Raw genomic sequence first — 11,485 nt, 5'->3', positions numbered from 1 at the left:
AAATGAGAAAGATATTAATAACAATAAGTATCCTAATTTGTAGTGTCAAATTAGTAGCTCAAGAGGTAAATTTACCTCAATATATAAGTCATATGGCAGATAATCCTTTTTTAATATCGCCAAGTTATGCAGGTATTGGAAGTGGGTTACAAGTACGATTAAACGGTGTAAGCCAATGGGTTGGTGTTGATGGGGCTCCTGATACACAATCGTTAGTGGTTGAAGCGCGTTTAGCAGATCGTTTTGGTGGTGGTATTACTATTTTTAATGATAAAAACGGATTTACTTCTCAGAAAGGAGTGAAGTTATCATTGGCAAGTCACTTAACATTAAGTAATTTTCATGATAGTTTTTTATCATTTGGTTTAAGCTATAATTTTGTTCAATTTGGTATCGATACTTCAGAAAATAATTCAGGAGAAACAGTGCCTAATAGAACACTTACAAACTCTAATTTTGATGTAGGTATGTTATACCGTTACGAACGATTTAGTGTGAGTGTAAACGCAAATAATCTGTTAAATAAAAAAATAGAAAACTTTGCTACCAACGAACCAGAATCTTTACGAAGATTTACATTATATACATCGTATGTATTGGCAAGAATTAGCAATATGGTAGAGATAGAACCGTCTATTTTTGTTGAATACTACGAAGCTGATAAAAGATCGAGAACCGATATGAATGTAAAAGTAAGAAAAGGTATTAATGACGGGTATGTTTGGGCAGGTTTAAGTTATACATTCTTAAATGATCAATTTTTTGAACCTAATGCAATAGCACCGTTAATAGGTTTAAAAAAGAACAACTTATATATGTCTTACGGTTTTAGTGTTAATGTAAATAAAACACAAGATTTTAATTATGGTACACACATGATCACACTTGGTTTTGATTACGATAGAAGACCTAGTTTAGCACGTTGTACGCAGAAAATGATGATTTTTTAAAAAAACAAAATAATATAGTAAGATCCTCAAGCTAAAACTTGGGGATTTTCTTTTTCTTTGCAGTAATGGAAAACAAGAATAAAGTATCAACAAATCTTAATAAATTTATAAGCAGTACGGGGATTTGTTCTCGTAGGGATGCCGAAAAATTTATTGCAGCGGGTAGAGTAACCATCAATAAAAATGTTGCTCAATTAGGTAATAGAGTTTTTGAAGGAGATAAAGTACATGTAGATGGTCGTTTATTAGAGCCAAAACCTACTACACTTTACATCGCATTAAACAAACCAGTAGGTATTGTTTGTACGACCGATAGTAAAGAAAAAAAGAACATTGTAAAATTTGTAGGCCATCCAGAAAGATTATTTCCTATTGGACGTTTAGATAAACCCTCTGAAGGGTTAATATTTTTAACCAATGATGGTGATATCGTTAATAAAATTTTACGCGCAGGAAACAACCACGAAAAAGAATACATTGTTACGGTTGATAAACAGATAACGGATGATTTTATCGCAAGAATGGGTAATGGAATTCCTATTTTAGGAACCGTAACTCAAAAATGTAAGGTGAAGAAAATAAATGATTTTACCTTTCAAATTATTTTAACCCAAGGTTTAAATCGTCAAATACGACGAATGTGTGAATATTTAGAATACGAAGTAACGAAGTTAAAACGCGAACGTATTATGAATGTTTCTTTAGATAAACTAAAACCTGGTGATTGGCGAGAATTAACAAGTGATGAGATGAAAGAAATCAACGAAATGATTGCTAGTTCTTCTAAAACAGAAGAAGCATCTACAGTTGTTGAGAAAAAAAAGCCAAAACAACCAAAAAAGAAGGAAGTACAAAAGCAAGACGATTTTAATAAAAAAAGTGCTGCTTTTAGAAAAAATTCACCAAAATCAAAAAGAAATTCTAACCAAAAATTTGGACGTAAACGTAAATAAAAGGCCTTTATAAAGAAGGTAGTTGTAGGCATGAAATATAAAATTTACACAACAGCTAACTACTTACTAATTATTATGATTTTATTTACTTTTCCAATTCTTAAATAAGCGTATCTTTGTCACTTATGCAATTCGACTTAAAAACAACCGACCCAAAAAGTAAAGCACGAGCAGGTGTTATTACAACCGATCACGGAACAATAGAAACTCCAATATTCATGCCTGTAGGTACAGTAGGTACTGTAAAAGGTGTGCATCAATCAGAGTTAAAAAACGAGATCAATCCAGATATAATTTTAGGAAATACCTATCACTTATATTTACGCCCTAAATTAGAAACTTTAGAAGCCGCAGGAGGTTTGCATAAGTTTATGAATTGGGATCGTAATATTTTAACTGATAGTGGTGGATATCAAGTGTATTCGCTTTCTGGAAGAAGAAAAATTAACGAAGAAGGAGTTAAATTTAAAAGTCATATTGATGGATCTACACATTTCTTTACTCCAGAAAATGTGATGGAAACTCAACGCACCATTGGTGCCGATATTATTATGGCATTTGATGAGTGTACTCCATATCCTTGTGATTATAATTACGCAAAACGCTCTATGCATATGACGCATAGATGGTTGAAAAGATGTGTAAATCATTTAGAAAAATTACCTTTTAAGTACGGATACGAACAAACGTTTTTTCCTATTGTACAAGGAAGTACTTATAAAGATTTACGAAAACAATCTGCTGAATATATAGCGTCTGTAGGAGCACAAGGAAATGCTATTGGTGGTCTTTCTGTAGGGGAACCAGCAGAGGAATTATACGCAATGACAGAAATAGTAACGGCTATTTTACCTGAAGACAAACCACGTTATTTAATGGGGGTAGGAACACCTATTAATATTTTAGAAAACATAGCATTAGGCATCGATATGTTCGATTGTGTAATGCCAACACGTAATGCACGTAATGGGATGTTATTTACTGCACACGGCTCTATAAATATTAAAAATAAAAAGTGGGAACAAGATTTTTCTCCTATTGATGAAATGGGAATTACTTGGGTAGATACCATGTACTCGAAGGCATACTTACGTCACCTTTTTGCAGCAAAAGAAATGTTAGGTAAACAAATAGCGTCTATTCATAATTTAGGATTCTATTTATGGTTAACAAGAGAAGCAAGAAAACACATTTTAGCTGGAGACTTTACAGAGTGGAAAGATAAAATGGTAAAACAAATGGACAATCGTTTATAAAAAACTAGTTTTTTGAAAATACTTGATTGGTACATATTAAAGCGCTACTTAGTAACATTTTTGTTTACTTTATTAATACTAATACCTATTGCGGTAGCTATTGATATTGCAGAAAAAATAGATAAATTTTTACGTGATGAAAGCTTAACTTTTTATGAGGTAGCAGTTGATTATTATGTGAATTTTATTATCTATTATGCCAATACATTTATGCCTTTGGCATTATTTATAGGCGTAATTTTATTTACATCTCGATTAGCAAATAACACAGAAATTGTAGCTATAAATGGTTCTCAAGTATCATTTACTCGTTTTTTATTCCCTTATTTTATGGGAGCTACGATAGTTTGTTTTGTAGCTTTATCTATGAATCATTTTTTTGTACCTACAAGTAGTAAGGTTAGAAAAGCGTTCGAAAAAAAGTATTTAAGTAAAAAAAAATATACCGATAATACCATACGAGAATTTAGTTTACAATTAAATGATAGTACTTATGTGTATCTTCAACGCTACGATTTGAAAAGAAACTCAGGGTATAATTTTTCTACGGAGATTTATGACGGAATTCAATTAAAACAGCAGCTAACAGCAGATAATATCAATTGGAAAGAAAAAGACAGTGTTTTTAAACTTTATAATTGGAAAATAAGAAAAATATTTAAAGATAGAGATAGTATATTTTCAGGGACTTCTCTAGATACCACTTTTGCTTTCACGCCTAAAGACTTTAATTATAAAAATATTTTAGCGCAAGAAATGAGGTCTCCAGAATTAATTAAATTTATTGAAATTTCTAAAAATAGGGGAGCAAAAAACTTAAATGTATATTTAGTTGAATTATATAAACGTACCAGTTTACCGGTAGCTTGTTATATTTTAACACTTATAGCAGTTGCTTTAGCGTACAAGAAAAAACGAGGAGGAATTGGCTTAAACTTAGCCTTAGGAATCTCAGTAATGTTTGTATACGTATTCTTCTTAAAAGTAGCAGAAGTATTGGGTGGAGTGGCAGGTGCAAATGCTTTACTAAATGTTTGGGTGCCAAATATGGTATTTGGAGCCTACGCAATTTATTTATACATTAATGGAAGGAAATAAATTAAAAAATTACTTACACCTTCATTTTATCGTTTTTATTTGGGGGTTTACAGCAATATTAGGGGCATTAATATCTGTAGATGCGATACCATTAGTTTGGTTTAGAATGTCGCTTGCAGTAGTGTTTATAGCGCTCTATTTTATAATCCGTAGAAAAACATTTAGAGTAGATAAAATAGGATTGTTAAAGTTTGCAATATCAGGTGTAATTATAGCATTGCATTGGGTTACCTTCTTTAAAGCTATAAAAGTATCAAATGTATCGGTTGCTTTGGTAACAATGAGTACAGGTGCTTTCTTTGCCTCATTAATTGAACCTGTTTTTTTTAAAAGAAAAATAAAAGCAATCGAAATTTTATTAGGCATATTGGTAATTGCTGGGCTATATATTATCTTTAATTTTCAAAGTCAATATACTTTAGGAATTATTTATGCATTAATTTCAGCCTTTTTATCAGCCTTATTTGCTGTTTTAAACGGCTTGTTTATCAAAAAATACGATGCAAATATTATCTCTTTTTATCAATTAATGTTTGGTGCTTTAGGGATAACTTTATACTTATTATTTACACAAAAATTTTCGATTGAATTTTTTCAAATATCAACAAATGATTGGTTGTATCTAATCATATTAAGTAGTTTTTGTACGGCCTATGCTTTTATCGCATCTGTACAAGTAATGAAATACTTAACGCCATATACCGTAATGTTAACGATTAACTTAGAGCCTGTGTATGCTATTATTTTAGCGTTGATTATATTCGGAGAAAAAGAACAAATGAGTACTGAGTTTTATTACGGAGCATTTATTGTGCTTTTCGTAGTTTTATTAAACGGTGTTTTAAAAAATACCAACTTCATAAAAAGCAAGTTCAGTAAAAAATAGTATTATTAAAAAAGGGAAAAAGCTAAAATTTACAATTTTTTAGTATGTTTGCCTTTACAAACGACTAATATAAAATCAAACTATATATAATGGAATATTTAGATTTTGAATTGCCAATAAAAGAGTTAGAAGATCAATTGGCAAAATGTTTTGATATAGGAAAAGAAAGTGATGTAGATGTTACAGCAACCTGTAAGAAGATAGAAAGAAAATTAGAAAAAGCTAAAAAAGATATATACAAAAATTTATCGCCTTGGCAGCGTGTACAATTATCACGTCATCCAAATCGCCCATATACATTAGATTATATCAATGCTATTTGTGGTAATACTTTTATGGAGTTACACGGTGATCGTAATGTAAAAGACGATAAAGCCATGATTGGTGGTTTAGGTAAAATAGGCGATCAATCGTTTATGTTTATTGGGCAGCAAAAAGGATACAACACAAAAACACGTCAGTATCGTAACTTCGGAATGGCAAATCCAGAAGGGTACCGTAAAGCTTTGCGTTTAATGAAAATGGCAGAAAAGTTTGGTATTCCTGTAGTTACTTTATTAGATACTCCAGGGGCATACCCAGGTTTAGAAGCTGAAGAACGTGGACAAGGAGAAGCTATTGCACGTAACATTCTTGAAATGACTCGCCTTAAAACGCCTATTATAACGATTGTTATTGGTGAAGGAGCATCTGGAGGAGCAATTGGTATTGGAGTAGGAGATAAAGTATATATGATGGAAAACACATGGTATACCGTAATTTCACCAGAATCATGCTCGTCTATTTTATGGCGTAGTTGGGAGTATAAAGAACAAGCGGCTGAAGCATTAAAATTAACAGGTGATGATATGAAGCGATTAAAATTAATTGACGGAATTATTGAAGAGCCTTTAGGTGGTGCACATTCTAATAGAGAAGCTGCTTTTTTAGCAGTACAGGAACAAATTATAAGCGCTTTTGATGAATTGAAAGACTTAAATGATACTGATTTAGTAGCTCAACGTATGGATAAATACGCTAATATGGGTGTTTACAAAGAATAATCTTATTACATATTTCATAAAAAAAACCTCGTCTTTAAGATGAGGTTTTTTTATGAAATTTAGTAACTTCGGTTATAAAAAAAATATAGTATAATGAGAGACACACAAACAATAACATTTTTAGAAGATACTTTTGAAAGTCATCCAAACTGTTTTAATGGATGGAGTGAAGATTATGCACAAACAATTATAAGAAAAGCTTTAAAAGAACTTAATTGTGAAAACGAAGAAGTTATTTTTACAAAATATGCTTGTAGAGCTATTGACGAAGATAATTGGAGAACTGAAGTATGCTATATAGAAACAGAACAACCAGGGTTTTTTTATATCATGAGAGATATGGTTGATCATATTAATGTAGTTTATAATAGGTGGGACTAATACTGTAATGATAGTATAAATAAAAAAGCAACCAAATTTGGTTGCTTTTTTTATTATGGTATATTTAAATATTTATGGGTTTGTAAAGAAACACGCCATTTTGGGTTTTTCATTACATAATCTACAATTAAAGGAGTCATTTGTTCTTTTTTACTCCATTCTGGTTGTAAAAAGAGTTGACATTTTTTGCCAACTTTTTCAGCTTGTTCTTCAGCAAATTGAAAATCATTTTTATTGTGAATGATCATTTTCAATTCATCAGCTTCTTTGTAGCACTCTTTTGTGGGTAATTTTGTTTTTTTAGGAGATAAGCAAAACCAGTCCCAAACTCCAGAAAAAGCATAGGCACCAGAAGTTTCAATATGTGTTTTCATCCCTTTGTCCTGAAGTTGTTTGGTAATATAATCTAAACTCCACATTAATGGCTCTCCTCCAGTAATTACTACTGTTTTAGCCCATTTTTGGGCATTGGTAACAATCAGATCTGTTTTTGTTGGTGGGTGCAAATTAGCATCCCAACTTTCTTTCACGTCACACCAATGGCAACCAACATCACAACCACCTATTCTAATAAAATAAGCAGCAGTACCTGTATGAGACCCTTCACCTTGTATTGTATAAAATTCTTCCATTAACGGAAGCATTTCACCTTTATCTATTAACTCTTGTACTTCTTTTTTCAACATAAGGATGCAAAGATAGTCAACATTAAAATTTTATGGATGATTTTTGTTACTTTTACGTGTTTTATCAATAAAAAGAACCAAATCAACATGAGTAAATCCGAAGCGTTTTTTAAATATATAACTGAAGGCTATAAAAGCAAAGGAGATTTTATCACTTTAGGCGCTGGTATGTTGGGTGAAGAAACCATAACGAATGCATTGGTAAATATTCCGTTAAAAACTTTAAATCGCCATGGTTTAATTGCAGGAGCCACAGGTACAGGTAAAACAAAAACATTACAAGTGTTGGCAGAAAACATGTCTGACAAAGGGATTCCGGTATTGTTAATGGATGTAAAAGGTGATTTAAGTGGATTGGCTCAACCGAGTCCTGGTCATGCGAAAATAGACGAGCGTCATGAGAAAATTGGTATTCCTTTTAACGCTACGAAGTTCCCGATAGAAATTTTATCAATATCAGAACAAAACGGAGTGCGTTTACGAGCAACGGTATCTGAATTTGGCCCGGTTTTATTATCGCGTATTTTAGATTTAACAGATACGCAATCGGGAATTGTAGCAATTATATTTAAATATTGTGATGATAATAAATTACCATTATTAGATTTAAAAGATTTTAAGAAAATTCTTCAATTTGTAACGGATGAAGGAAAAGAAGAAATTCAGGCTGAATATGGCCGAATTTCTACAGCAAGTACCGGAGCAATTCTTAGAAAAATTATAGAAATTGAGCAACAAGGTGGTGATTTATTTTTTGGTGAAAAATCATTTGAAGTAGATGATCTAACACGCATTGATGAAAATGGTCGTGGGTTAATATCAGTTTTAAGATTAACAGATATTCAGGATAAACCTAAATTGTTTTCAACGTTTATGATGCAGTTATTAGCAGAAGTATATGAATCGTTTCCAGAACAAGGAGATAGTGACAGACCTGAATTAATTATATTTATTGATGAAGCGCATTTGGTTTTTGAAGAAGCATCAAAAGCATTGTTAAATCAAATAGAAAGTATTGTAAAATTAATTAGATCGAAAGGAATAGGTTTGTACTTTGTAACGCAAAATCCTAAAGATGTGCCAGAAGATGTTTTGGCGCAATTGGGAATGAAAATTCAGCATGCTTTACGAGCTTTTACGGCAAAAGACAGAAAGGCTATTAAGTTAGCCGCAGAAAATTATCCGGATTCTGATTATTATGACACCAAAAAAGTATTAACACAATTAGGAATAGGAGAGGCGTTAGTATCTGTTTTAAATGAAAAAGGAATTCCGACTCCGTTAGCACGAACTATGCTGCGTGCTCCTATGAGCAGAATGGATGTACTTACAGATAAAGAAATTAAGCAGGTATTAGACAATTCGAGATTGATACCTAAGTATAATGATACTGTTGATAGAGAAAGTGCTTACGAGTTGTTAAATGAGAAGATTGAAAAAATAAATAAGGAGAAAACAGCAGAAGTGCTTAAAGAAGAAAGAGCAAAAACAAGCAGAAGATCTTCAGCTACAAGAAGTAGGAGCACACGACAAAACCCGATTGTAAAAGTACTAACCAGTGCTACATTTATTCGCAGTGTTTTCGGAATATTAAAAAAAGTATTAAAATAAAACAAATAGTATATAAAACCGTTTTTAATAATAACAAACCAAATAAATAAATGAAAAACTTAATTAAACCCCTAGTAATCGCATTAATTTCAGTTGTATTTATACAATGTGGAAACAGTAAATACGATGTTTCTAAAGGGAAAGTAGGTGAATTAACCACAAAAACAACAATGCAGGAAATAGAAGGGATTTTTAAAAACGATTCTGTAGTTAAAATATTAAGCGAAGGAGCTAAGGGAAATAATTTTTATCAAGAAGATGATAAATATGAAATCTTCGAAAAAGGAGGTAAGCATTTGTTAACGATTATACCAAATGAACAATTAGATTCTTTATCAACTATAAAAAGTATCGAAATTTATGATAATCGTTTTAAAACCAAAACGGGTTTAAATATTGGCTCTTCATTTCAAGAAATTAACGCTAATAATACGATAAGTAAAGTTGAATCATCATTTTTGTCAGCTACCTTATTTATAGACGATTTAAATGCAACAATAGCATTAGATAAAGAAGACTTAGGCTTAAAAGACTTTAGCACGCAAAAAGTAAGTATAGAGCAAATTCCTGATTTAGCTAAAATAAAATCATTAACCATTTGGTTTAACTAAAACGCAAAAAAAGTCGAAACAATTGTTTCGGCTTTTTAATTTTTATATGATGAATAAAAAATATACAATTCAAAGAAAACCGTTTGTAGTACCTACTACAGATGGAAAGTTAATAGAAGAGCATTTTGGAAATGCGACAGATAAAAATAAAAAAGTAAGTATAGCTCATATGGTTGCACCAGTAGGTTGGAGTGAGCCTTTTCAAACACCAGAATTTGAGGAATATACTTATATTATAAAAGGTAAAAAACAATTTATCATTAACGATGAAATAATTGTTTTAGAAGCAGGAGAGTCGATTAAAATAGAAAAAGGAGTACGAGTTCAATATTCAAACCCATTTAACGAATCATGTGAGTATTTAGCCGTTTGTATGCCTGCTTTTTCTATCGATTTGGTGAATAGAGAAGAGGAATAGTATAATTTAAAGGAGATTTTTTACGTTCAATTTATTTGATAATAAAAGTACTTCTTAAATCAAAAAAAACATCAAATTGAATTTGTTTCAATTTGATGTTTTTTTATATGCACTATTTAAAAATATTAAAGCGTAAGTATTGTTAATACAATTCCTAAAAGAATTGCAGTAAATTTTTTAAAATTGAATTTGTGATTTTCTGAACTTTCAAAAAGTATAATTGTTGAAATATGAAGAAAAACACCAATAATTAAAGCCGTTATTTCTGTGTGATATTCAATGAAAAAAGGCACTTTATCTGAAACTAATACGCCTAAAGGACTCATTAAAGCGAAAAGACTTAAAAATAAAACAATTGTTTTTTTGCTATAATTTGTCTGTAAAAAGAAAGTAGTTAAAACAATGGCAATAGGAATTTTATGTACAATAATTGCCCAAAGCAAATTGTCGCCAGCATGATGTATTGGCAATCCTTCAGAAAAAGCATGAATACATAAACTCACAAAAAGTAACCAAGGAAACTTAGATGAATCAGAATGTACATGAATATGACCATGTTCGGCACCTTTAGAAAACGATTCTAAAACCGATTGTATAATAATTCCGATTAAAATTAAGATTCCGATTTTCTTAGCATTGCTTGTATGTGTATAAACTTCAGGAAGTAGGTGTAATATAGTAACCGACAGTAAATAAGCACCACTAAAGGCTAACAAAAGTCTAACTAATTGATTGTTTGGTTTTAAAAATAAAACAAGTAAAGATCCTAATAAAACAGCAATTATTAATAATATGTAACTCATTCTCCAATTAATATTAATCTATCAGAAGTATTTTTATCAAATTCATTTAAGCTATAATCACCAAAAACATGTTTTATGTTTAAACCTGCTTTTTTAAAATAGGTTTCCATCTTATCTAAGGTTAAAAATTTTACCTGCTCTGTATATGAATGTTGTTGGTCATCGGCAATAAAAGAAATGTGTTTTAAGATAAAACCATCTTTAATTTCTCTTTTAATATGAAATTCAATACCATCAATTGTTTTAACTTCTTTAGCAATTAAAGAATCTTTAACTTTTTCGACGTTTAAAAAATCTAAAACAAATACACCATTTTCTTTTAAGCCGTTTTTGATGCTTTTTAAAATAGCAATATCTTCATTGTCATCCTCAAAATAACCAAAACTTGTAAATAAGTTAAAAATAGCATCGTATTTGTGTTCTATAGGATCACGCATGTCCCAAACTTCAAAATTAAGCGACTCGTTTTCAAATTTTTTAGCATAGGCAATACTATTACCACTTAAATCACCACCAGTTACTTTATAGCCTAAAGAATTTAAGTATACTGAGTGTCGTCCTTTTCCGCAAGGTAAATCAGCAATATGACTCGTTTTAGGTAATTTTAAAAAAGATGTAATGTTTCGCATAAAAAACTGCGCATCGGCATCATTTCTATGTTTATATAATGTGTGATAGTAAGAAGTATCGAACCAAGAAGTAAACCAGTCTGTTGTTTTCATAATTATAAGGTCTGCAAAAGTACACAAATCTTACGTTTTTTAGATTGAAACAAGAAAAGATTCACAT

The 11,485-nt window shown here is 30.8% G+C and carries 13 protein-coding genes; 10 read left to right on the top strand and 3 right to left on the bottom strand.

Going from position 1 to position 11,485, the window contains the following annotated elements:
* The first annotated feature begins 2 nt into the window (after positions 1 to 2).
* From H0I30_RS02490 to H0I30_RS02460, 7 genes are all read left to right on the top strand, one after another.
* Positions 3 to 950: a type IX secretion system membrane protein PorP/SprF gene (locus H0I30_RS02490; RefSeq protein ID WP_218772737.1), complete on the top strand. Its 948-nt coding sequence runs from the start codon at positions 3 to 5 to the stop codon at positions 948 to 950.
* 65 nt (positions 951 to 1,015) lie between these two features.
* Positions 1,016 to 1,903, top strand: a complete 888-nt coding sequence (gene rluF / locus H0I30_RS02485; protein WP_218772736.1) for a 23S rRNA pseudouridine(2604) synthase RluF — start codon at positions 1,016 to 1,018, stop codon at positions 1,901 to 1,903.
* A 125-nt stretch (positions 1,904 to 2,028) separates the two neighbouring features.
* Entirely contained in the window at positions 2,029 to 3,159 is a 1,131-nt protein-coding gene (tgt, locus tag H0I30_RS02480; protein ID WP_218772735.1) for a tRNA guanosine(34) transglycosylase Tgt, read from the top strand.
* Positions 3,160 to 3,171: 12 nt separating this feature from the next.
* Entirely contained in the window at positions 3,172 to 4,257 is a 1,086-nt protein-coding gene (locus H0I30_RS02475; RefSeq protein ID WP_218772734.1) for an LptF/LptG family permease, read from the top strand.
* Entirely contained in the window at positions 4,244 to 5,143 is a 900-nt protein-coding gene (locus H0I30_RS02470; protein WP_218772733.1) for a DMT family transporter, read from the top strand. The genes H0I30_RS02475 and H0I30_RS02470 overlap by 14 nt, the downstream gene beginning before the upstream one ends.
* Positions 5,144 to 5,232: 89 nt before the next feature.
* Positions 5,233 to 6,186, top strand: a complete 954-nt coding sequence (locus tag H0I30_RS02465) for an acetyl-CoA carboxylase carboxyltransferase subunit alpha (RefSeq protein WP_218772732.1) — start codon at positions 5,233 to 5,235, stop codon at positions 6,184 to 6,186.
* 93 nt (positions 6,187 to 6,279) lie between these two features.
* A complete protein-coding gene (locus H0I30_RS02460) occupies positions 6,280 to 6,567 on the top strand; it encodes a hypothetical protein (protein WP_218772731.1) in 288 nt (95 codons plus the stop codon).
* A gap of 53 nt (positions 6,568 to 6,620) precedes the next feature.
* Here the strand turns inward: H0I30_RS02460 and H0I30_RS02455 are convergent, their stop codons facing one another.
* Positions 6,621 to 7,253, bottom strand: coding sequence for a 7-carboxy-7-deazaguanine synthase QueE (locus H0I30_RS02455; protein WP_218772730.1), 633 nt, complete (start codon positions 7,251 to 7,253; stop codon positions 6,621 to 6,623).
* An 87-nt stretch (positions 7,254 to 7,340) separates the two neighbouring features.
* On the opposite strand from H0I30_RS02455, the gene H0I30_RS02450 reads away from it, so the two are divergent.
* The 3 genes from H0I30_RS02450 to H0I30_RS02440 are packed head-to-tail and all read left to right on the top strand — an operon-like array spanning position 7,341 to position 9,893.
* Positions 7,341 to 8,864 carry a helicase HerA-like domain-containing protein gene (locus H0I30_RS02450; RefSeq protein WP_218772729.1) on the top strand — a complete coding sequence of 508 codons (1,524 nt, stop codon included), beginning with the start codon at positions 7,341 to 7,343 and terminating at the stop codon, positions 8,862 to 8,864.
* A gap of 50 nt (positions 8,865 to 8,914) precedes the next feature.
* Positions 8,915 to 9,475: a hypothetical protein gene (locus H0I30_RS02445; RefSeq protein WP_218772728.1), complete on the top strand. Its 561-nt coding sequence runs from the start codon at positions 8,915 to 8,917 to the stop codon at positions 9,473 to 9,475.
* A gap of 46 nt (positions 9,476 to 9,521) precedes the next feature.
* A complete protein-coding gene (locus H0I30_RS02440) occupies positions 9,522 to 9,893 on the top strand; it encodes a cupin domain-containing protein (protein ID WP_218772727.1) in 372 nt (123 codons plus the stop codon).
* A 125-nt stretch (positions 9,894 to 10,018) separates the two neighbouring features.
* On the opposite strand, the gene H0I30_RS02435 is transcribed toward H0I30_RS02440, so the two are convergent.
* Both H0I30_RS02435 and H0I30_RS02430 read right to left on the bottom strand, forming a co-directional pair.
* Positions 10,019 to 10,696: a ZIP family metal transporter gene (locus H0I30_RS02435; RefSeq protein WP_218772726.1), complete on the bottom strand. Its 678-nt coding sequence runs from the start codon at positions 10,694 to 10,696 to the stop codon at positions 10,019 to 10,021.
* Complete coding sequence (locus H0I30_RS02430) at positions 10,693 to 11,418, bottom strand: bifunctional 2-polyprenyl-6-hydroxyphenol methylase/3-demethylubiquinol 3-O-methyltransferase UbiG (protein WP_218772725.1); 726 nt, start codon at positions 11,416 to 11,418, stop codon at positions 10,693 to 10,695. The genes H0I30_RS02435 and H0I30_RS02430 overlap by 4 nt, the downstream gene beginning before the upstream one ends.
* Positions 11,419 to 11,485 lie beyond the last annotated feature (67 nt).

Source organism: Tenacibaculum sp. AHE14PA (genome assembly GCF_019278465.1).
GTDB lineage: Bacteria > Bacteroidota > Bacteroidia > Flavobacteriales > Flavobacteriaceae > Polaribacter > Polaribacter bernardetii.
This window is presented reverse-complemented; position numbering and strand designations above follow the sequence as displayed.

Bases quoted from the DNA above. Each gene is read 5' to 3' on its own strand.
- H0I30_RS02445 (WP_218772728.1), top strand. From the start codon at position 8,915: ATGAAAAACTTAATTAAACCCCTAGTAATCGCATTAATTTCAGTTGTA.
- H0I30_RS02455 (WP_218772730.1), bottom strand. From the start codon at position 7,253: ATGTTGAAAAAAGAAGTACAAGAGTTAATAGATAAAGGTGAAATGCTT.
- rluF (WP_218772736.1), top strand. From the start codon at position 1,016: ATGGAAAACAAGAATAAAGTATCAACAAATCTTAATAAATTTATAAGC.
- H0I30_RS02465 (WP_218772732.1), top strand. From the start codon at position 5,233: ATGGAATATTTAGATTTTGAATTGCCAATAAAAGAGTTAGAAGATCAA.
- H0I30_RS02440 (WP_218772727.1), top strand. From the start codon at position 9,522: ATGATGAATAAAAAATATACAATTCAAAGAAAACCGTTTGTAGTACCT.
- H0I30_RS02460 (WP_218772731.1), top strand. From the start codon at position 6,280: ATGAGAGACACACAAACAATAACATTTTTAGAAGATACTTTTGAAAGT.
- H0I30_RS02470 (WP_218772733.1), top strand. From the start codon at position 4,244: ATGGAAGGAAATAAATTAAAAAATTACTTACACCTTCATTTTATCGTT.
- H0I30_RS02490 (WP_218772737.1), top strand. From the start codon at position 3: ATGAGAAAGATATTAATAACAATAAGTATCCTAATTTGTAGTGTCAAA.
- H0I30_RS02430 (WP_218772725.1), bottom strand. From the start codon at position 11,418: ATGAAAACAACAGACTGGTTTACTTCTTGGTTCGATACTTCTTACTAT.
- H0I30_RS02435 (WP_218772726.1), bottom strand. From the start codon at position 10,696: ATGAGTTACATATTATTAATAATTGCTGTTTTATTAGGATCTTTACTT.
- H0I30_RS02450 (WP_218772729.1), top strand. From the start codon at position 7,341: ATGAGTAAATCCGAAGCGTTTTTTAAATATATAACTGAAGGCTATAAA.
- tgt (WP_218772735.1), top strand. From the start codon at position 2,029: ATGCAATTCGACTTAAAAACAACCGACCCAAAAAGTAAAGCACGAGCA.